Origin of the sequence: Streptomyces sp. Isolate_45 (assembly GCF_024721315.2) — a bacterium.
Taxonomy (GTDB): Bacteria; Actinomycetota; Actinomycetes; order Streptomycetales; family Streptomycetaceae; genus Streptomyces.
In genome coordinates this window covers 17,130-36,803 of the sequence record NZ_JANFAK020000010.1, presented here as the reverse complement: position 1 = coordinate 36,803, position 19,674 = coordinate 17,130, and the positions used below count along the sequence as shown (strand labels likewise).

The window sequence follows — 19,674 nt, the reverse complement described above, 5'->3', positions numbered from 1 at the left end:
AACGCTATGAAGATATGACAATTACGGCGCGCGGGATGACTGCAAACGAGGGGCCCGGACTCCTCCGAAGAGGTGTCCGGGCCCCAAGTGGTGCGGCTCGGCCGCGGGGTATCGCGGGTCCTACTGGTTCTGGTTCTCACCGCGGTAGTACTCGTACACCCAGCCCCACAGGCCGATCAGGATGATCGGGGCCGAGAAGTACATGAGCCACCAGCCGAAGATGACGCCCATGAAGGCGAAGGCGCCACCGATGGCCAGCGAGAGCGGCTGCCAGCTGTGCGGGGCGAAGAACCCCAGCTCGCCCGCCTCGTCGGCGACGTCGGCCTCCAGGTTGTCCTGGGCCATCTCGTCCACGCGCTTGGCCGTGAAGGCCAGGTAGTAGCCGATCATGACGCTCAGGCCGAAGGCCAGGAAGAGCGCGGTGGTACCGACGGGCTCCTTCGACCACACGCCGTACACGACGGCCATGATCAGGATGAAGAAGGAGAGCCAGAGGAACATCTTGCCCTGGATCTTCACTTGCCGGCCTCCTTGCCACCGGTGACGGCCTTGGTGCCGGCGCCGTGGTCCTCAAGGTGGTCGAGGGCCGCGATCTCCGGGTGGTGCAGGTCGAACGCCGGGGATTCGGAACGGATCCGCGGAAGGGTGAGGAAGTTGTGCCGCGGCGGCGGGCAGGAGGTCGCCCACTCCAGCGAACGGCCGTAGCCCCACGGGTCGTCGACCTCGATCTTCTTCCCGTACTTCGCCGTCTTCCAGACGTTGTACATGAAGGGCAGCATCGACAGGCCGAGCAGGAACGAGCTGATCGTGGAGATCGTGTTCAGCGCGGTGAATCCGTCGGCGTCCAGGTAGTCCGCGTAACGGCGCGCCATGCCCTCGGCGCCCAGCCAGTGCTGCACCAGGAAGGTGCCGTGGAAGCCGATGAACAGCGTCCAGAAGGTGATCTTGCCGAGGCGCTCGTCCAGCATCTTGCCCGTGAACTTCGGCCACCAGAAGTGGAATCCGGAGAACATCGCGAAGACCACGGTGCCGAAGATGACGTAGTGGAAGTGCGCGACGACGAAGTACGAGTCGGAGACGTGGAAGTCCATCGGGGGCGAGGCCAGGATGACGCCGGTCAGACCACCGAAGGTGAAGGTGATCAGGAAGCCGACGGCCCAGAGCATCGGGGTCTCGAAGGACAACGAGCCCTTCCACATCGTGCCGATCCAGTTGAAGAACTTCACACCGGTCGGTACCGCGATGAGGAACGTCATGAAGGAGAAGAACGGCAGCAGCACACCGCCGGTGACGTACATGTGGTGCGCCCACACGGTCACCGAAAGGCCGGCGATCGCGATCGTCGCGGCGATCAGACCGATGTAACCGAACATCGGCTTGCGCGAGAAGACCGGAATGACCTCGGAAATGATTCCGAAGAATGGCAGCGCGATGATGTACACCTCTGGGTGTCCGAAGAACCAGAAGAGGTGTTGCCACAGCAATGCGCCGCCATTGGCCGCGTCGAATACGTGCGCACCGAATTTACGGTCCGCCTCCAACGCGAAGAGCGCGGCGGCCAGCACCGGGAAGGCGAGCAGGACCAGGACACCGGTCAGCAGCACGTTCCAGGTGAAGATCGGCATGCGGAACATCGTCATGCCGGGCGCGCGCATGCAGATGATCGTGGTGATGAAGTTGACCGAACCGAGGATCGTGCCGAAGCCGGAGAAGGCCAGACCCATGATCCACATGTCGGCGCCGATGCCCGGCGAGCGGACCGCGTCCGACAGCGGGGAGTAGGCGAACCAGCCGAAGTCGGCGGCACCCGAGGGGGTGACGAAGCCGGCCACCGCGATGGTCGAGCCGAAGAGGTACAGCCAGTACGCGAACATGTTCAGCCGCGGGAACGCCACGTCGGGCGCGCCGATCTGCAGCGGCATGATCCAGTTGGCGAAGCCCGCGAAGAGCGGGGTGGCGAACATCAGCAGCATGATCGTGCCATGCATGGTGAACGCCTGGTTGAACTGCTCGTTCGACATGATCTGCGTGCCCGGTCGGGCCAGCTCGGCGCGCATGAAGAGCGCCATGATCCCGCCGATGATGAAGAACACGAACGACGTGACCAGGTACATCGTGCCGATGGTCTTGTGGTCGGTGGTGGTGAGCCACTTCACGACGACATTGCCCGGCTGCTTGCGCCGTACCGGCAGCTCGTTCTCGTACGAGTCGGCTGCGGCGGCACCCTGAGATTCGTTGAGGATGCTCACAGTTTGTTGATCTCCGCATTCCGGGCCGGGTCGGTCTGCTTGATGCCGGCCGGCAGGAAGCCGGTCTGACCCTTCTCGGCAAGCTCCTTCAGGTACTCCCGGTACTTCTCGGGGGAGACGACCTTGACGTTGAAGAGCATCCGGGAGTGGTCGACACCGCACAGCTCGGCACACTTGCCCATGAAGGTGCCCTCCTGCGTCGGAGTCACCTCGAAGACGTTGGTGTGACCGGGGATGACGTCCTGCTTGAACAGGAAGGGCACCACCCAGAACGAGTGGATGACGTCGTTCGACGACAGGATGAAGCGGACCTTCTCGCCCTTGGGAAGGACGAGGGTCGGCCCCGGGTTCCCGGTCTGCGGGTTCCGGTCGCTGGGGACGCCCTTCTGGTAGACGCCTTCGGCGCCCGCCGGGAAGTCCTTGGTGAAACGGTCCGGGATGGAGTCGAGCTCCTTGGGGACCGTGGTCGTCCTCGGCGCGGCGTTCTCGGCCTCGCCGGACCGCTTCGGCAGCTCCCTCGAACGGGGGGTGGCCGCGTCGCCGTCGACGTTCTCGATGTAGTTGAAGCCCCAGCTCCACTGGAAGCCGACCACGTTGATCGTGTGCGCCGGCTTGGCGGAGAGGGAGAGCAGCTTCGACTCGTCACGCGCGGTGAAGTAGAAGAGCACCGAGACGATGATGAGCGGGACCACGGTGTACAGCGCCTCGATGGGCATGTTGTACCGGGTCTGCGCGGGGACCTCGATCTTCGTCCGGCTACGCCGGTGGAAGATGACGCTCCACATGATCAGGCCCCACACCAGGATGCCCGTGATGAGAGCGGCCGCCCAGGATCCCTGCCACAGGGAGAGGATGCGAGGCGCCTCCTCCGTGACCGGGGTGGGCATTCCGAGGCGGGGGAAGTCTTTCCAGGTGTACGAGCAACCAGTGGCGGTCGCCAGGACCACGCCCGCAGTCAGCGCCTGCAGCAGCTTCCGCCGCATCGGGCGCCGCGGCGAGCGGTCGGAGCCGTAGGGACTCACGTAGCGCCTTCCCGAGAGTCTCGGCCCGCGCGGCCGGCCGCGGCCGTGTTCGGGTCGGTCGCCGGCCCTGACGCAGGCAGGGGTTTGGATGTTTATGCGGACCAAACCCTACTGGACGCTATTTGGGGTCGCGCGGGGAGGGTGCCCAACGCGCCGTTACTGACCCCGAAGGGGTGGATCCGCCGTACGGGGGACGGGCCATCCGGCCCTGAATGGCGCGCTCCGGAAGACATCTGACGGCCCCTGACCCGGGCGGTCGAGGGGCGGGGGTTAGCGTGGCCCGATGCCGTACTTCGACACCGCGTCCGCCGCCCCGTTGCACCCCGTGGCCCGACAGGCCCTGCAGGCCGCCCTGGACGAGGGCTGGGCGGACCCGGCCCGGCTGTACCGGGAGGGCCGGCGCGCGCGGCTGTTGCTGGACGCGGCGCGCGAGGCGGCGGCCGAGGCCGTGGGCTGTCGTCCCGACGAGCTCGCGTTCACTCCTTCGGGAACGCACGCGGTTCACACGGGCATCGCGGGCGCCCTCGCGGGCCGCCGGCGGGTCGGCGGTCATCTGGTCGTCTCGGCGGTCGAACACAGTTCTGTACTGCACGCGGCGGACGCCCACGCCGCGGCCGGGGGCACGGTGACGGAGGTTCCGGTGGACCGGCTCGGCGCGGTGGGGCCCACCGCGTACGCGGCCGTCCTCGCCCCGGACACCGCGCTGGCCTGCCTCCAGTCGGCCAACCACGAGGTGGGCACGGTCCAGCCGGTGGCGGAGACGGCCGAGGCGTGCGCGGCGGCCGGCGTTCCGCTACTGGTGGACGCGGCGCAGTCGCTGGGCTGGGGCCCCGTCGAGGGGGCGTGGTCGCTCCTCACCGCGAGCGCGCACAAGTGGGGCGGGCCGCCCGGGGTCGGGTTGCTGGCCGTCCGCAAGGGGGTCCGGTTCTCTCCCCAAGGCCCCGCCGACGAAAGGGAGTCGGGCCGCTCGCCCGGCTTCGTGAACCTGCCCGCGGTCGTCGCGGCGGCGGCCTCGCTGCGGGCCGTGCGCGCGGAGGCCGAGGCGGAGGGGGCCCGGCTGCGGATCCTGGTGGACCGGATCCGGCGGCGGGTGGCCCGGTTGGTCCCGGACGTGGAGGTGGTGGGCGACGCCGAGCGGCGGCTGCCGCACCTGGTCACCTTCTCCTGCCTGTACGTCGACGGCGAGACCCTGCTGCACGAGCTGGACCGGGCCGGCTTCTCGGTGTCGTCCGGCTCCTCCTGCACGAGTTCCACGCTGACCCCGAGTCACGTGCTGCGGGCGATGGGGGTGCTGTCGGAGGGGAACGTACGGGTGTCCCTGCCGCCGGGCACCACCGCCGATCAGGTCAACGGCTTCCTGGACGTGCTGCCGGGCGCGGTGGCGGGCGTACGGGAGAAGCTCGGCGTGTCGGAGGTGCCGGCGGTGGCGCCCGTCGCGGACTCCCTGGAGCTGGACGCCCTCGGGCTGCGCTGCCCGCAGCCGGTGATCGAGCTGGCCCGGGCCATCGGCACCGTGCAGGTCGGGGGGACGGTGACCGTCCTGTCCGACGACGAGGTCGCGCGCCTGGACATTCCCGCCTGGTGCGTGATGCGGGGCCACGCGTACCTGGGCGAGGCGGACCGGCCGGCGGGCGTGGCGTACACGGTCCGGCGTCTGGTCTGAGCCGGAACGGGACGGACCAGGCCCGCCGGGTGGGCGGGCCGGGTCCGTCACCGGGTGGTGCGGTGCGTCACCCGACGGTGCGGCGCGTCAGGACGCGAGGTGGGCGCGGACCTCGGAGGCCGCGGCGTCGCCGTACGCCTTGGTGAACCGCTCCATGAAGTGCGCCCGCGCCAGGGTGTACTCCTGGGTGCCGAGGGTCTCGATGACGAGGGTGGCCAGCATGCAGCCGACCTGCGCGGCCCGCTCCAGGCCGACGCCCCAGCCCAGGCCGGTCAGGAAGCCCGCGCGGAAGGCGTCGCCGACGCCGGTCGGGTCGACCTTGGCCGTCTCCTCGGGGCAGCCGACGACGATCGGCTCCTCGCCGACGCGGTCGATGCGCACGCCCTGCGCGCCGAGGGTGGTGACGCGGGTGCCGACCTTGGCGAGGATCTCCTCGTCGGTCCAGCCCGACTTCGACTCGATGAGGCCCTTCTCGTACTCGTTCGAGAAGAGGTACGTCGCGCCCTCCATCAGGGTGCGGATGTTCTCGCCGTCCATCCGGGCGATCTGCTGCGAGAAGTCCGCGGCGAAGGGGATCCCGCGGGTGCGGCACTCCTCCGTGTGGCGGAGCATCGCCTCGGGGTCGTCGGCGCCGATGAGGACGAGGTCGAGGCCGCCCACGCGGTCGGCGACGGCCTTCAGCTCGATCTGGCGGGCCTCGCTCATGGCGCCCGTGTAGAAGGAGCCGATCTGGTTGTGGTCGGCGTCGGTGGTGCAGACGAAGCGGGCGGTGTGCAGCACCTCGGAGATGCGCACGGAATCGGTGTCGACGCCGTGCCGCTCCAGCCAGGCGCGGTACTCGTCGAAGTCGGAGCCGGCCGCGCCGACGAGGATCGGGCGGGTGCCGAGCTGACCCATGCCGAAGCAGATGTTCGGGCCGACTCCGCCTCTCCGGACGTCGAGGTTGTCGACGAGGAAGGAGAGGGAGACCGTGTGGAGCTGGTCGGCGACCAGCTGGTCCGCGAAACGGCCCGGGAAGGTCATGAGGTGGTCGGTGGCGATGGAGCCGGTGACTGCGATGCGCACGGCGTGGACGCTCCTGCGGAGGACGGCAAGGGGACAGTCAAAACTACCCGGTCGCGGCCCTGCGGCCGACCGGCTGAAACTACCCCGTAGTAGGACTTCCTTCGCTCGCCGTGGCGTGCTTAACGTGCCCCCATGACCTACACCGATGGCTTCGGGCACGTCGAGTACGCCGCCGACGCGCGGCCCGGCTTCGCACGGCTGCTGGGCGACTGCGCCCGGATGGCTCCGCACTGGGCGGTCCCGGAGGGGCCCCGGCCGGTCCGGGTGGCGCCTTCCGAGATCCACGGCATCAGCGTTCCGGCGGACTCGGCCCGCCTGATCGCCTCCACGGCGGCGTACGGGGACTGAGTCCCGGCACCGGGAAGATCTCGGGGGAACCGGTTGCGCCACCGCCACGTCACACCCGCATCACGTACCGCGGGACAGGCGAAGGAGCGAATCGGTGACCAGCGAACAACCCGACACATCAAGCGCCACACGACGGCGGCCCTCCTGGGCCATCGGCTCGATCGCGGCCGCCGTCCTGCTGGCGGGCGGCGGCACGGCCTACTGGGCCTCGACGGCCCACGGGGGCGGTACGGGTGGCAGCCGTACGGGTGACAGCGCGGCCTCCGCGCCCCGCGAGGCGGCGACGCCCACGGGACCCGGCATCGCCCCCGGGGAGCCGGACCCCTCCGGCGCCGGTGTGACGTACACGGCCGACGTGCCGCTGCCGGAGGCCCCGGGGTCGGCGCCCTCGTTCGCGGCGTCCGGCGAGGTCACCTCCGAGGAGGTGACCCGGCTCGCGAAGGCCCTCGGGATCGAGGGCGCTCCCCGGCTCGACGGCGATGTCTGGCACGCGGGCGAGACGGCCGACGGCACGGGCCCCCGGCTGACGGTGACCCGCAAGGCGCCGGGCACCTGGAGCTTCTCCCGCTTCCAGGGCGTCCCCGGCAAGGGTGACGGCACGGGCAACGGCGCGGGCGACGACTGCGTGCGCGGCAAGGACACCTGCGGCCCGGCGACCCTGCCGCAGGGCGGCGCGGACTCCCCCGTCGCGCCGGGCGACGCCGCGGGCAAGCCGGTCTCCGAGGAGGCCGCCAAGGGGGCGGCGGCTCCGGTGCTCGCGGCAGTGGGCCAGGGCGACGCCAAGGTGGACGCCCGGCTCGTCCAGGGCTCGGTCCGGGTGGTGAGCGCCGACCCGGTGGTGGGCGGGCTGGCGACCCAGGGCTGGTCCAGCAAGGTGAGCGTGGGGGCGGACTCCCGGGTGGTGGCGGGCAGCGGCGAGCTGAAGGCCCCGGTCCGGTCCGGGGAGCAGCCCGTGGTCGGCGCGGTCGAGGCGCTGGCCCGCCTCAACGCCCGCAACACCGGCGACGGGACCGCCCCGAACCCGAGCGGCTGCGCGACCTCGGTGCCGCTGACCCCGGACACGCCCGTGGGGGCCACGGACACCGTTCCGTGCAACCCGGAGCCGCGTCCGATGAAGCCGCCGCGGACCGAGTCCGTACGGGGAGCCGTGCTCGGTCTGGCGCCGGGGACGGTCGACGGCGGTCGGGGCCTGGTGCCGGCCTGGCTGTTCGAGGTGGCGGGCAGGTCCGGCGGGGCGGGCCACACCGTGGTGGAGCCGGCGGCAGCCGAGGGCGGCGGGACTCCGGTGCCGCCGCAGGGACGTACCGTGCCCGGGTTCTCGTACGCCGAGGCCGACCGGAAGCTGACGGTGAACTTCTGGGGCGGGGCGTGCAGCACCTACGCCGTGGAGGCGCGGGAGGAAGGCACCTCGGTGCTGGTGAAGATCACCGACACCCCGAACAAGCCGGGCGGGGCCTGCATCATGATCGCGCAGGAGATGTCCGAGACGGTGACGCTCAAGCAGCCGCTCGGGGACCGCAAGGTGGTCGACGCGACGACGGGCAAGCCGCTCCCCCGCCAGTAGCGGCTCGGAAGCACGCAACGCACGAGGGCCCGGGCCCCGGTCGGATTCGACCGGGGCCCGGGCCCTCGTCGGCTGTGCCGGCGGACGTGCCGCCGGCGCGGCCGGACTAGCTGAACGAGTCGCCGCAGGCGCAGGAGCCGGTGGCGTTCGGGTTGTCGATGGTGAAGCCCTGCTTCTCGATGGTGTCGACGAAGTCGATCGAGGCGCCGTGCAGGTACGGGGAGCTCATCCGGTCGGTGACGACCTTGACCCCGTCGAAGTCCTTGACGACGTCACCGTCGAGGGAGCGCTCGTCGAAGAAGAGCTGGTAGCGCAGGCCGGAGCAGCCACCGGGCTGGACGGCGACGCGCAGCGCCAGGTCCTCGCGGCCTTCCTGCTCCAGCAGGGTCCTGACCTTTTCGGCGGCGGCGTCGGACAGGAGGATGCCGTCGCTCACAGTGGTCTTGTCGTCCTGTACGGACATCTGCATTCACTCCCGAAGTGGGCGGCTCCCCGCCGGAGGCTGGGGAAACGTCGGACTCTTGCCGTCGGTGGCAACCAGCGGGACCGCGGATTCATTCCGGGTCCTGCTTCTTGTTTCAGACATTCATGCTCGCACACCCACGCGGGCGGGTGGGCGGACCCGGCGAACGGAACCGGCGGCGGGGCCGGCCGGCCCGGGCGAATGCGTCACATCGACACTATCGGCATCGTCAAAGTGACGTGAAGCGGTTATGATAGATAACGTCAAATAGACGAGAAGTCGCAACGAAGTTCCCAGTCGCAGAACAGAAAGGGTGCGTGTCGTGACCACCGCCCAGCCCTTGGACGTCCAGCCGACGCCCCTTGCCCTGCTGCTGCTCGGCCGCGAGGCCGACCCCAAGAGCGAGCGCGGGGTGGAGTGCCCCGGCGACCTGCCGTCCCCGTCGGACCCGAACCTCGTGGCGCGCGCCCGCGCGGCCAAGGAGAAGCTCGGGGACAAGGTGTTCATCCTCGGCCACCACTACCAGCGGGACGAGGTCATCGAGTTCGCCGACGTCACCGGTGACTCCTTCAAGCTGGCCAAGGACGCCGCCGCCAAGCCGGAGGCCGAGTACATCGTCTTCTGCGGCGTCCACTTCATGGCGGAGTCGGCGGACATCCTGACCTCCGACGACCAGAAGGTCGTCCTGCCGGACCTCGCGGCGGGCTGTTCGATGGCCGACATGGCCACCGCCGAGCAGGTCGCGGAGTGCTGGGACGTCCTGACGGACGCGGGCATCGCCGACGTCACCGTCCCCGTCTCGTACATGAACTCCTCCGCCGACATCAAGGCGTTCACCGGCAAGCACGGCGGCACGATCTGTACGTCGTCCAACGCGAAGAAGGCCCTGGACTGGGCGTTCGAGCAGGGTGAGAAGATCCTCTTCCTGCCGGACCAGCACCTGGGCCGCAACACCGCCGTCCGCGACATGGGCATGTCCCTCGACGACTGCGTGCTCTACAACCCGCACAAGCCGAACGGCGGCCTGACCGTCGAGCAGTTGCGCGACGCCAAGATGATCCTGTGGCGCGGTCACTGCTCGGTCCACGGCCGGTTCTCGGTGGACTCCGTCAACGACGTGCGCGCCCGCATCCCCGGCGTGAACGTCCTGGTGCACCCCGAGTGCAAGCACGAGGTCGTGGCGGCCGCGGACTACGTCGGGTCGACCGAGTACATCATCAAGGCGCTGGAGGCGGCCCCGGCCGGTTCCAAGTGGGCCATCGGTACCGAGCTGAACCTGGTCCGGCGCCTGGCGAACCGTTTCGCCGCGGAGGACAAGGAGGTCGTCTTCCTCGACAAGACGGTCTGCTTCTGCTCGACGATGAACCGCATCGACCTCCCCCACCTGGTGTGGACCCTGGAGTCCCTGGCCGAGGGCAACCTCGTCAACCAGATCCGGGTCGACAAGGAGACGGAGAGCTTCGCCAAGCTCGCCCTGGAGCGGATGCTGGCCCTGCCGTAACGGCCCGGCCGCCGGCACGACGTACGCAAGGGGCGCCCCCTCGGGGCGCCCCTTGCGGCGTTCGACCTCCTCCATGCGGCCCAGGCGGGCGGGCGGCGGCAGCCGGCCGGGCTCAGGCTGGGGGCCATGGGCGATCTCGTGAGGCAGCAGCTCCGCACGGGGCACACCTGGGTCGCGAGCATCGCCTCGGTGGTCGCGCTGGTCTTCTCGGGCTACAACTTCTCGCAGCTGCAGGAGGACCCGCAGACCATCGTCAGCCTTCCGCTGTCCCTGAAGATGGAACGCTGGGGAGAATCCGTGTCCGTGTTCGTCCAACCGACGGTGGCCACCCGGTTCGACACCGAGGACGTGGAGATGGTCACCACCGTCCGGCTTCGTCTGCGGCCGCGGGCGGCGGGTACGGAGCCGGAGTTCTACTGGAAGCAGAACGTCAGCTGGTGGATCAACCGCACCGCCAAGGTCCTGGACAAGACCAGCATGCACTACGAGTTCGTCGCGGACCCCGCCCCGTTCATCGTCGCGCAAACCGAGCCCAAGCAGCCCGTCATGCAGTTCACCACCCACACCTGGAAACTCGCACCGGGCCACTTCGACGGAACCCTGACCGTCCACCGGGCGAGTACGCGCGCCCCCATCGAGCGGCCCTTCTGCCTCGTACTGAGCCCCCAGGACGTCACGGTGTTGACGGCCAACAACGGTTGGTACGAGTTCCGCTCGGACGTTCCGGGGCGCCGCGGGGGTGGCTGTTTCCACTGGTACGAGTGAGGCCCCGGACGCCGCGGTGTGCGGTGTCCGGGGCCCCCGGGAGCCTGCCGGGTCAGACCTTGACCGGCTCCTGCGTGTCCGGCTGCGCCGGGACGGGCGTGCGGCGGGCCGCCTTCTTCGCGCGGCGGCGCTCCTTGCGGAGCTCGACCATCGTGTAGAGGGTCGGCACCAGCAGCAGCGTCAGCAGGGTGGAGCTGACCAGACCGCCGATGACCACCACCGCGAGCGGCTGCGAGATGAAGCCGCCCTCGCCGGTGACGCCGAGCGCCATCGGGAGCAGCGCGAAGATCGTCGCCAGGGCGGTCATCAGGATCGGGCGGAGCCGGTGCCGGCCGCCCTCGACGACCGCCTCGACGACGCCGAGGCCCTGGGCGCGGTACTGGTTGACCAGGTCGATCAGGACGATCGCGTTGGTCACCACGATGCCGATGAGCATCAGCATGCCGATCATCGCCGGGACGCCCATGGGGGTGCCGGTGAGGATCAGCAGGCCGAGCGCGCCGGTGGCCGCGAAGGGGATGGAGACCAGCAGGATCAGCGGCTGGACCAGCGAGCGGAAGGTCGCGACCAGCAGCATGAAGACGATCGCGATGGCCGCGAGCATGGCCAGGCCGAGCGATCCGAAGGCCTCGTCCTGGTCCTCGGAGACGCCGCCGATGGAGGCCGAGGCCCCGGCGGGCAGGTCCAAGGCCTTGATCTTCGTCTGGAGGGTGGAGCTGACGGCTCCGGTGTTCTCGCCGACGGGCCGGGCGGTGATGGTGGCGGCGCGGGCGCCGTCGATCCGGGTCATCGCGACCGGGCCGGGGACGACCTTGACCTCGGCGATGTCACCGAGCTTGACCGGACCGACCCGGAGGGCCTGGAGCTCGGCCAGGGTGGTGGCCGGGCGGGCGGAGCGGATGACGATGTCCCGCTCGGTGTCGTCCAGTACGGCCTTGCCCGCCGGGTTGCCCCGGACGGCCTGCGCGACGACCGCGCCGAGCATCGCCTGGTCCAGGCCCGCGTCGGCGGCCTTGGGCGTGGCGGTGACGGAGATGCGCGGCACCGACTGGGCCAGGTCGCTCTGGACGTCCTCGACGTCCTTGAGGGCCGCGACCTCGGTGCGGACCTGCTCGGCGGCCTTCGCGAGGGTGGCGGCGTCGCCGGCCTTGACGACCACGCTGAGGTTCTGGCTGCCGAAGCCGTCGCCGGCGGCGATGCGGGTGCTGCCGATGCCGTCGAGCTTCGCGAGCCCGCCCTCGATGCGCTTCTTGACGGCCTCCGCGTCACCGGAGTCCTTCAGCATCACCTGGTACGAGGCCTGGTTGGAGCCCGTACCGCCGCCGAAGGCGGCCATGAAGCCGGAGGAACCGACGGTGACCTGGTAACTCTTGATCCCCTCGACGGAGCCGAGCACCTTCTCGACCTTGCGGCCGGCTTCGTCGGCGGCGGACAGGGAGGTGCCGGGGGCCAGTTCCTGCTTGACCGTCAGGACGTCCTGCTCGCCCTGGTCGAAGAAGTTGGTCTTCAGCAGCGGGGTCATCCCGAACGTGCCGATCAGGACGACCACGGCGAGGGCCACACTGGTCAGGCGGCGGCGGGTGGCGAAGCCCAGGACTCGTACGTAGAAGCGCTGGAGGCGACTGTTCGCCTCCTTCTCCTCGGCTTCGCGGCGGGCCTTGGCGGCGCTCTCCGCGTCTCCGGCGACCACGCCCTTCGGCGCGCTCAGGAACCAGTACGACAGCACCGGGACGACCGTCAGCGACACGAGCAGCGAGGCCAGCAGGGCCGCGGTGACGGTCAGGGAGAACGAACCGAAGAGTTCGCCGATCATGCCGCCGGTCAGGCCGATGGGCAGGAAGACGGCGACGGTGGTGAGCGTGGAGGAGGTGACCGCGCCGGCCACCTCCTTGACCGCGGTGATGATCGCCGCCTCGCGCTCCTCGCCGTAGCCGAGGTGGCGCTTGATGTTCTCCAGGACCACGATCGAGTCGTCGACGACCCGGCCGATGGCGATGGTGAGCGCGCCGAGCGTGAGCATGTTCAGCGACAGGTCGCGGGTCCACAGCACGATCAGGGCGAGGACCACGGACAGCGGGATGGAGACCGCGGTGACCAGGGTCGAGCGCAGCGACGCCAGGAAGACCAGGATCACGATCACCGCGAAGACCAGGCCGAGCAGGCCCTCGGTGGTGAGGCTGGAGATCGACTTGGCGACGGCCGGACCCTGGTCACTGACCACGGTCAGGTCGGCGCCGGAGCCGAGGGTGGAACGCAGCTCGGGCAGCTTGTCCTTGACGGCGTCCGAGATGGCGACGGCGCTGCCGTCCTTGTCCATCGTCATGACGACGGCGAGGCTGGGCTTGCCGTTGGTGCGGGTGATGGAGTCGGCCGCGGCCGGCTCCTGCTTCACGGTGGCGACGTCACCGAGGCGGACGGCGGGCTTGCCGGCGGCGGGGCTCAGCCGCAGGTCCTCGACCTGGGCGAGCGAGGTGTAGCCGGCGCCGACGCGGACGGTGCGGTTCTTGCCCTCCTCGTCGAAGGAGCCGGCGGGGACGGCGGCGCCGCCCGCCTGGAGGCCCTTGGCGAGGGAGGCGCCGTCCAGGCCGGCGGCCGCGAGCTTGGCGTCGTCGGGGGTGACGGTGACCTGGAGGTCCCGGACGCCGTCGATGCTGACCTGGCCGACGCCGTCGATGTCCTCCAGGACGGGGACGACGGAGCGCTCCAGCTGGTCGGCGAGGGCCTGCTGGTCCTTGTCGGAGGTGACGGCGAGGATCACGGTCGGGATGTCGTCGGTGGAACCGGCCACGACCTGCGGGTCCACGTCGGCGGGCAGCCGGACGCGGGCCCGGTTGACGGCCTGCTGGACGTCGGCGACGAGCTGCTTGGTGCCGCTGTCGCCGTAGTCGAAGGTGGCGCGGATGAGGGCGTTGCCCTCGCTCGCGGTGGAGGTGATGCCGGTGATGCCGTCGACGCCCTTGAGGGTGGCCTCGATCGGCTCGACGACCTGCTTCTCGACGACGTCCGGCGAGGCGCCCTGGTACGGCGCGAGCACGGAGACCATGGGCAGTTCGATGGAGGGCAGCAGCTGCTGCTTGAGCTGAGGAATGGCTATGGCGCCGAAGAGGAGCGCGACGATCGACACGAGGCCGACCAGCGCTCTCTGGGCAAGGCTGAATCGGGACAGCCAGGACATGGATGGGATCTCTCTGCAGTGACGTATACGAGGGCATGCCGTCGGGCACACGCGAGGCGACCCCCAGACTTCCGCACGCCGGCACCCGGCTGCGTCGCCCCCAGGTCCCGTCCTTATGCGCGGCATACCGCGCTTGCAGTACTCCGTCCTACTGCGCGACCCCGCGGATCATTCGGCGCGCGGCCGCACCAGGCCCGATTCGTAGGCCACGACCACCAGTTGTGCCCGGTCCCGGGCGCCGAGCTTGGCCATGGCCCGGTTGACGTGGGTCTTGACGGTCAGCGGGCTGACCTCCAGGCGGGCGGCGATGCCGTCGTTGGACAGGCCCGCGGCAACGTGGACGAGGACCTCGCGCTCGCGGCCGGTCAGGGTGGCGAGCCGTTCGGCGTGCGCGGAGCCGGCGGCGGGCGCGTCGGCGTGGCCGCCCTGGGCGAGGAAGCTCGCGATCAGCCCCTTGGTGGCGGCCGGGGACAGCAGGGCCTCGCCGGCGGCGGCGACGCGGATGGCGTTGAGGAGCTCGTCGGGCTCGGCGCCCTTGCCGAGGAAACCTGAGGCGCCGGCGCGCAGGGCGGCGGCGACGTACTCGTCGACCTCGAAGGTGGTCAGCATGACGACGCGGACCCCCGCGAGTTCCGGGTCCGCGCTGATCATGCGGGTGGCGGCGAGGCCGTCGGTGCCGGGCATCCGGATGTCCATCAGGACGACGTCGGCCCGCCGTTCGCCGGCGAGGGCGTACGCCTGGGCTCCGTCGGAGGCCTCCCCGACGACGAGCATGTCGGGCTCGGAGTCGACGAGCACCTTGAACGCGCTGCGCAGCAGCGCCTGGTCGTCGGCGAGCAGCACCCGGATGGGTCCGCCGTCCTGGGTCTGGTCCACGGTCTCGTCCACGCCCCGAGAGTACGCGGCGGCGCAGCGTGACCGGCGGGACGGGTGCGGCGGCCGGCCTCAGCCGAGGGCGAGGAGCACCAGGGCGGTGGTCGCGGCGACCTCGCAGAGGGCCCCGAAGACGTCGCCGGTGACGCCGCCGAAGCGGCGGACGCAGCGGCGCAGCAGCATCTCGGCGGCGACCAGGGCCGCCAGGACCGACGCCGCGTACTGGAGGGCCGTGGGCAGGCCGAGCGGGAGGGCGGCCAGCGCGGCGGCGGCCGTGACCAGGCCGGTCACCGCCACGGCCGCGCGGTTCGGGACGACGCCCGCGACGGCCGCGCCGAGTCCCTCGGGCCGGGCGGCGGGGACCCCTTCTCGGGAGGCCAGGGTCATCGCGAGCCGGGCCACGACGGCGGCGGCCACGACGGCGAGCGCGCCCCGCACCCAGCTGTCGGCGTACACGTCGGCCAGGGCGGCCGTCTGCACGAGGAGGACGATCAGCAGGGCGATGACCCCGAAGGGGCCGATGTCGGACTGCTTCATGATCCGCAGGGCGGCGTCGGCGGGCTTGGCGCTGCCCAGTCCGTCGGCCGTGTCGGCGAGGCCGTCGAGGTGCAGCCCCCGGGTCAGCGCGGCCGGTACGGCGACGGTGACCGCGGCGGCGAGCAGCGGGCCGCCGCCGAGGAGCAACAGGAGGACGCCGGGCACGGCGGCGAGCAGTCCGACGGCGAGGCCGGCGACGGGGGCGCAGGCCATGCCGGTACGGGCGGCCGGCCGGTCCCAGCGGGTGATGCGCGCGGGCAGCACGGTCAGCGTGCCGAACGCGAAGCGGAGCCCGTCGGGCAGCGAGGCACGCTCGGAGGGCGGCACGGGGGGCGGATCGTCGAACGAATCTTTCATCGGCGGGAACGCTACCCGCTCGGAGCGGGCGGTAAATTGCGTATTACGTGCCAAATCGGGAGCCGCCACACAGAGAGCTGGTGCGATGGGTCACTGGTGGTACCGCAACATCGTCGAACCGGGGAAGCTCCCGCTGCTGCTCGCCCTGCTGTCCTTCGTGACCTCGTTCCTCGTCACCCGGGTGATCACGCGGCTGATCCGCGCGGGCAGGGGGCCCTTCAAGAACATCACTCCGGGCGGCGTCCACGTCCACCACGTGGTCCCGGGCGTGATCCTTGTGATCGTCGGGGGGTTCGGTGCGGTCGGCAGCGGCCGGTACGGCTTCGGGGCGGCCCTGTCCGCGGTGCTCTTCGGGCTCGGCGCGGGCCTGGTCCTGGACGAGTTCGCGCTGATCCTGCACCTCGACGACGTGTACTGGAGCGAGCAGGGCCGCAAGAGCGTCGAGGTCGTGGTGGTCACGGCGGCGCTGGTGGCTCTGGTGCTGGGCGGCTTCCTGCCGTTCGGGGTCAACGAACTGACCCCGGACGAGCGGCAGAACCGCGGCCTGGTGGTCATGAACACCGCCACGAACTTCTTCCTCACCCTGATCGCCCTGTGGAAGGGCAAGGCCCGCACCGCGATCTTCGGCCTGGTGGTCCCCTTCGTCGCGCTGATCGGCGCGGTACGGCTGGCCCGGCCCGGTTCCCCGTACGCCAAGAGGTTCTACGTGAACCGACCGCGCGCCCGGGCCAGGGCCGGGCTGCGCGCCTTCCACCACGACCGGCGCTGGGCGCACCCGCGCCGCCGGTTCGAGAACTTCATCGGCGGAACCCCGGACCCGGACCGGACGGTCCTGGAGAAACCGGAGCGACCCGAGTGACCGGGGGCGCACCGAGCGGGCGCGCGTACGTGGAGGGCCCGCCCCCCGGGACGGGGGGCGGGCCCTCCACGTGTCGGTTTCCCGCTCACGTACGATCCGAGCCGGTCGGGCGCGCGGTCAGCCCGGGATCAGGCCGTCGTCCCTCAGCATGGCCTTGACATCGTCGAGCGTGGCGCCCGGTCCGGGCAGGATCAGCTCGGACGGCTCCAGCGCGTCGTCCGGGAGCGGCTCGCCGAGCCGCCGCACGGCTTCGAGCAGGGCGCCCAGCGTGCGCCGGAACCCCTCCTCGTCACCGCGCTCCATCTCGGCGAGCAGTTCGTCGTCCAGCTTGTTGAGCTCGGTGAAGTGGCTGTCTGCCATCTCCACCTGACCTTCCCCCATGATGCGGACAATCATGACGGGCCCCGTCCTACTGCTTGTCGAACCGGTGCTTGGTCTGCGACGGCCGGCCTTCGCCGGGGGCGCCGCCCTCGATGGCCGGCTGCTGGGCCGACGGGCCGCCCGCCAGCTCGGCCTTCATCCGCTGCAGTTCCAGCTCGACGTCGCTACCGCCGGCGAGGCGGTCCAGTTCGGCCTGGATGTCGTCCTTGGAGCCGAGGCCGCTGCGGTCGTCCAGCGCGCCGGAGGCCAGCAGCTCGTCGATCGCCCCGGCCCGGGCCTGGAGCTGGGCGGTCTTGTCCTCGGCCCGCTGGATCGCCAGGCCGACGTCGCTCATCTCCTCCGAGATGCCGGAGAAGGACTCGGCGATCCGGGTCTGCGCCTGGGCCGCGGTGTACGTGGCCTTGATGGTCTCCTTCTTGGTGCGGAAGGCGTCCACCTTGGCCTGGAGGCGCTGTGCGGCGAGGGTCAGCTTCTCCTCCTCGCCCTGGAGGGTCTGGTGCTGCACCTCCAGGTCGCTGACCTGCTGCTGGAGCGAGGCCCGGCGGGACAGGGCCTCGCGGGCCAGGTCCTCGCGGCCGAGGGCGAGGGCCTTGCGGCCCTGGTCCTCCAGCTTGGCGGACTGCCCCTGGAGCTGGTTCAGCTGGAGTTCCAGGCGCTTGCGGGAGGTCGCCACGTCGGCGACGCCGCGGCGCACCTTCTGCAGCAGTTCCAGCTGCTTCTGGTACGAGTAGTCAAGGGTCTCGCGCGGGTCCTCGGCCCGGTCAAGGGCCTTGTTCGCCTTCGCGCGGAAGATCATCCCCATACGCTTCATGACACCGCTCATGGGCTTCGCGCGCCCCCTTCTGACGGACTTCGCTCAAGGTCACCGACAGGACCACACTACGGGCCCTGCCTCTATTACCGCACTGATCGAGTACGGATGCGCTCCTCCTCCAGGACGACTACGCCCGCACCGTGTCAGGCGTAAGGAGTAGGTGATCCCCGAGAACCCCGGATGCTCCGGGGATACCCGGGAGTGCCCACGGGGAACCGCTACTGGGAAGACGCCCGCCGTTGCCGGATCGTTCCCCGCCGGGGTGGGGTGCGTGCCTTCGACCACGTAGGCTTGGGTTTTGTGTTTGGTAGCCGCTCCTCCAAGGAAGAGAAGGCCGCCGCCACCGACAAGGTGAGCGCCGACCTCTCGCAGCCCCGTGACCCGCAGGCCCCGAAGGGCCGCCCGACGCCGAAGCGTGCTGTGGCCCAGTCGCAGCGCAAGGCCGTGGTGGCCTCGACCGGCAATCGCAAGGAGGACGCCAAGCGAGCCCGTGAGCGCCGTCGCGTAGAGATGGCCAAGCAGCGCGAGGCGCTGGCCAGTGGCGACGAGCGCTACCTGCCCGCCCGTGACAAGGGCCCCGTGCGCCGGTACGTCCGCGACTTCGTGGACTCCCGCTTCTCCGTCGCCGAGATGTTCCTGCCGCTGGCAGTGATCATCCTGGTGCTGAGCATGGTCCGGGTGCCGTCGATCCAGAACATCGCCCTGATGCTGTGGCTCGGCGTGATCGCCCTGATCATCGTCGACTCCGTCGGCCTCGTGTTCCGGCTCCGCAAGGCGCTCAACGAGCGCTTCCCGGACGAGCCGCGCCGCGGCGCCGTCGCGTACGGCCTGATGCGCACCCTCCAGATGCGCCGACTGCGCCTGCCGAAGCCCCAGGTCAAGCGCGGGGAACGGCCCTGACCGGAGGGACGCCCGGACCGGCCGGGGCGTCCGGCGGCGGCTTCGCCGGCGGCGCCCGGCTCTGGCTGGAGGGCCTCGGCGGCCTGCGCAACGCCGTCCGCCAGGAACTCGTCGGCCGACAGGTCGAGGAACAGATCACGCACCGCTTCCCGGTCGGGCAGCGGCTGCGCGTCCTCGACGTCGGCATGGGTCAGGGCACCCAGGCGCTGCGCCTCGCCCGCGCCGGGCACAAGGTCACCGGTCTGGAACAGGACCCGGAGATGTTGGAGGTCGCGCGGGCGGCGCTGGCCGCGGAACCCGCCGGGATCCGCGACCGGGTCCGGCTGCTGGAGGGCGACGGCCGTGAGACCGGCGCCCACTTCGGGCCGGGCAGCTTCGACGTGGTGCTCTGCCACGGCGTGCTGATGTACGTGGCCGAGCCGGACGCCATGCTGGCGGGGCTCGCCCGCATGCTGGCCCCGGGCGGTCTGCTGTCCCTGCTCGTGCGCAACGGCGACGCGCTCGCCATGCGCCCGGGTCAGTCCGGCGACTGGACGGCCGCGCTGGCCGCCTTCGACACCGTCGACTACACCAACCGGCTCGGCCTGGACGTACGGGCCGACCGGCTTGCCGGCCTGACGGCGACCCTGTCCGGGATCGGCGCGCCCCTGCACACCTGGTACGGGGTAAGGGTCTTCACCGACGGCACCGAGGCCGGGAACGAACTGCCTCGCGACGAGGAACTGGAGCGGCTGCTGGCCGCCGAGGAACGCGCCGGGCGGACCGACCCGTACCGCGCGGTGGCCGCGCTGCTCCACCTCTGCGGGGTCCGCGGCTGACGCGGCCACGGAGCGTCCGCCCCCGGCCCTCGGGCCGGGGGCGGACCGCCTCCTGCCGGATCAGGCGTCGAGAGCCGCGCGCAGGCTCATCGTGTACAGCTCGGTGCCGGTGTCGTCGGACAGCTTCACCTGCTCGGTACCGCCTTCCAGCAGGTCCTTCCAGTACTCACCGATCCAGGACTCCGCGTCCCCCTGAGTCGTGAACTCCTCCGGTGTCACCGCCGGAGTGGTCTCGGTGCCCTCGGCCGTCTCGAACCGCCACGTCCACGCCATGTCCGCCTCCGTTGGTCGTCCACTCTTCCAGGTTGAGTGTGCCCGCA

19 protein-coding genes are annotated in these 19,674 nt (G+C 70.8%); 8 read left to right on the top strand and 11 right to left on the bottom strand.

Annotation, left to right across the window (positions count from 1 at the left end):
* Nucleotides 1–120 precede the first annotated feature (120 nt).
* From NOD94_RS05750 to coxB, 3 genes are read right to left on the bottom strand one after another with little or no spacing between them, the layout of a single operon-like run.
* On the bottom strand, nt 121–519 hold the full coding sequence (locus NOD94_RS05750; protein WP_215140600.1) for a cytochrome c oxidase subunit 4: 399 nt from the start codon (nt 517–519) through the stop codon (nt 121–123).
* Nucleotides 516–2,249, bottom strand: coding sequence for a cytochrome c oxidase subunit I (gene ctaD, locus NOD94_RS05745; protein ID WP_281204603.1), 1,734 nt, complete (start codon nt 2,247–2,249; stop codon nt 516–518). Before ctaD ends, NOD94_RS05750 begins: the two co-directional genes overlap by 4 nt.
* Nucleotides 2,246–3,271, bottom strand: a complete 1,026-nt coding sequence (coxB, locus tag NOD94_RS05740; RefSeq protein ID WP_281204602.1) for a cytochrome c oxidase subunit II — start codon at nt 3,269–3,271, stop codon at nt 2,246–2,248. Before coxB ends, ctaD begins: the two co-directional genes overlap by 4 nt.
* 283 nt (nt 3,272–3,554) lie before the next feature.
* On the opposite strand from coxB, the gene NOD94_RS05735 reads away from it, so the two are divergent.
* Entirely contained in the window at nt 3,555–4,934 is a 1,380-nt protein-coding gene (locus NOD94_RS05735; protein ID WP_281204601.1) for a cysteine desulfurase/sulfurtransferase TusA family protein, read from the top strand.
* An 87-nt stretch (nt 4,935–5,021) separates the two neighbouring features.
* Here the strand turns inward: NOD94_RS05735 and NOD94_RS05730 are convergent, their stop codons facing one another.
* On the bottom strand, nt 5,022–5,999 hold the full coding sequence (locus tag NOD94_RS05730) for a carbohydrate kinase family protein (RefSeq protein WP_281204600.1): 978 nt from the start codon (nt 5,997–5,999) through the stop codon (nt 5,022–5,024).
* A gap of 132 nt (nt 6,000–6,131) precedes the next feature.
* Between NOD94_RS05730 and NOD94_RS05725 the strand changes: the two genes are divergently transcribed.
* Both NOD94_RS05725 and NOD94_RS05720 read left to right on the top strand, forming a co-directional pair.
* A complete protein-coding gene (locus NOD94_RS05725; protein ID WP_281204599.1) occupies nt 6,132–6,347 on the top strand; it encodes a hypothetical protein in 216 nt (71 codons plus the stop codon).
* Between the two features lie 94 nt (nt 6,348–6,441).
* Entirely contained in the window at nt 6,442–7,911 is a 1,470-nt protein-coding gene (locus NOD94_RS05720; RefSeq protein WP_281204598.1) for a hypothetical protein, read from the top strand.
* A 106-nt stretch (nt 7,912–8,017) separates the two neighbouring features.
* On the opposite strand, the gene erpA is transcribed toward NOD94_RS05720, so the two are convergent.
* Nucleotides 8,018–8,374 (bottom strand): iron-sulfur cluster insertion protein ErpA, encoded by a 357-nt coding sequence (erpA, locus tag NOD94_RS05715; protein ID WP_008738845.1) that lies wholly within the window; start codon nt 8,372–8,374, stop codon nt 8,018–8,020.
* Between the two features lie 313 nt (nt 8,375–8,687).
* On the opposite strand from erpA, the gene nadA reads away from it, so the two are divergent.
* Both nadA and NOD94_RS05705 read left to right on the top strand, forming a co-directional pair.
* Nucleotides 8,688–9,875, top strand: coding sequence for a quinolinate synthase NadA (nadA, locus tag NOD94_RS05710; protein ID WP_281204597.1), 1,188 nt, complete (start codon nt 8,688–8,690; stop codon nt 9,873–9,875).
* A gap of 126 nt (nt 9,876–10,001) precedes the next feature.
* Nucleotides 10,002–10,640: a hypothetical protein gene (locus tag NOD94_RS05705; protein WP_281204596.1), complete on the top strand. Its 639-nt coding sequence runs from the start codon at nt 10,002–10,004 to the stop codon at nt 10,638–10,640.
* A gap of 52 nt (nt 10,641–10,692) precedes the next feature.
* Here NOD94_RS05705 and NOD94_RS05700 read toward each other — a convergent pair whose 3' ends face one another.
* The 3 genes from NOD94_RS05700 to NOD94_RS05690 form a co-directional block, all read right to left on the bottom strand.
* A complete protein-coding gene (locus NOD94_RS05700) occupies nt 10,693–13,815 on the bottom strand; it encodes an efflux RND transporter permease subunit (protein ID WP_281204595.1) in 3,123 nt (1,040 codons plus the stop codon).
* Between the two features lie 168 nt (nt 13,816–13,983).
* The gene (locus NOD94_RS05695; RefSeq protein WP_281204594.1) at nt 13,984–14,703 is read right to left on the bottom strand and encodes a response regulator transcription factor; all 720 of its coding nucleotides are present in this window, start codon (nt 14,701–14,703) and stop codon (nt 13,984–13,986) included.
* A gap of 57 nt (nt 14,704–14,760) precedes the next feature.
* Nucleotides 14,761–15,582, bottom strand: a complete 822-nt coding sequence (locus NOD94_RS05690) for an adenosylcobinamide-GDP ribazoletransferase (RefSeq protein ID WP_281204593.1) — start codon at nt 15,580–15,582, stop codon at nt 14,761–14,763.
* Between the two features lie 85 nt (nt 15,583–15,667).
* Between NOD94_RS05690 and NOD94_RS05685 the strand changes: the two genes are divergently transcribed.
* Entirely contained in the window at nt 15,668–16,441 is a 774-nt protein-coding gene (locus NOD94_RS05685; RefSeq protein WP_281204592.1) for a hypothetical protein, read from the top strand.
* Nucleotides 16,442–16,558: 117 nt separating this feature from the next.
* On the opposite strand, the gene NOD94_RS05680 is transcribed toward NOD94_RS05685, so the two are convergent.
* Nucleotides 16,559–16,837, bottom strand: coding sequence for a hypothetical protein (locus tag NOD94_RS05680; protein ID WP_281204591.1), 279 nt, complete (start codon nt 16,835–16,837; stop codon nt 16,559–16,561).
* Nucleotides 16,838–16,850: 13 nt separating this feature from the next.
* Nucleotides 16,851–17,645, bottom strand: a complete 795-nt coding sequence (locus tag NOD94_RS05675) for a PspA/IM30 family protein (protein WP_281204590.1) — start codon at nt 17,643–17,645, stop codon at nt 16,851–16,853.
* Between the two features lie 282 nt (nt 17,646–17,927).
* On the opposite strand from NOD94_RS05675, the gene NOD94_RS05670 reads away from it, so the two are divergent.
* A complete protein-coding gene (locus tag NOD94_RS05670; RefSeq protein WP_281204589.1) occupies nt 17,928–18,536 on the top strand; it encodes a DUF3043 domain-containing protein in 609 nt (202 codons plus the stop codon).
* Nucleotides 18,537–18,601: 65 nt separating this feature from the next.
* A complete protein-coding gene (locus tag NOD94_RS05665; protein WP_281204663.1) occupies nt 18,602–19,354 on the top strand; it encodes a class I SAM-dependent methyltransferase in 753 nt (250 codons plus the stop codon).
* A 60-nt stretch (nt 19,355–19,414) separates the two neighbouring features.
* On the opposite strand, the gene NOD94_RS05660 is transcribed toward NOD94_RS05665, so the two are convergent.
* On the bottom strand, nt 19,415–19,627 hold the full coding sequence (locus NOD94_RS05660) for a hypothetical protein (protein ID WP_281204588.1): 213 nt from the start codon (nt 19,625–19,627) through the stop codon (nt 19,415–19,417).
* Between the last annotated feature and the right edge of the window lie 47 nt (nt 19,628–19,674).

Coding starts and splice junctions, on each gene's coding strand:
- NOD94_RS05735 (WP_281204601.1), top strand. CDS start 3,555: ATGCCGTACTTCGACACCGCGTCCGCCGCCCCGTTGCACCCCGTGGCC.
- NOD94_RS05725 (WP_281204599.1), top strand. CDS start 6,132: ATGACCTACACCGATGGCTTCGGGCACGTCGAGTACGCCGCCGACGCG.
- erpA (WP_008738845.1), bottom strand. CDS start 8,374: ATGTCCGTACAGGACGACAAGACCACTGTGAGCGACGGCATCCTCCTG.
- NOD94_RS05705 (WP_281204596.1), top strand. CDS start 10,002: ATGGGCGATCTCGTGAGGCAGCAGCTCCGCACGGGGCACACCTGGGTC.
- NOD94_RS05700 (WP_281204595.1), bottom strand. CDS start 13,815: ATGTCCTGGCTGTCCCGATTCAGCCTTGCCCAGAGAGCGCTGGTCGGC.
- NOD94_RS05690 (WP_281204593.1), bottom strand. CDS start 15,582: ATGAAAGATTCGTTCGACGATCCGCCCCCCGTGCCGCCCTCCGAGCGT.
- NOD94_RS05685 (WP_281204592.1), top strand. CDS start 15,668: ATGGGTCACTGGTGGTACCGCAACATCGTCGAACCGGGGAAGCTCCCG.
- NOD94_RS05680 (WP_281204591.1), bottom strand. CDS start 16,837: ATGATTGTCCGCATCATGGGGGAAGGTCAGGTGGAGATGGCAGACAGC.
- NOD94_RS05675 (WP_281204590.1), bottom strand. CDS start 17,645: ATGAGCGGTGTCATGAAGCGTATGGGGATGATCTTCCGCGCGAAGGCG.
- NOD94_RS05660 (WP_281204588.1), bottom strand. CDS start 19,627: ATGGCGTGGACGTGGCGGTTCGAGACGGCCGAGGGCACCGAGACCACT.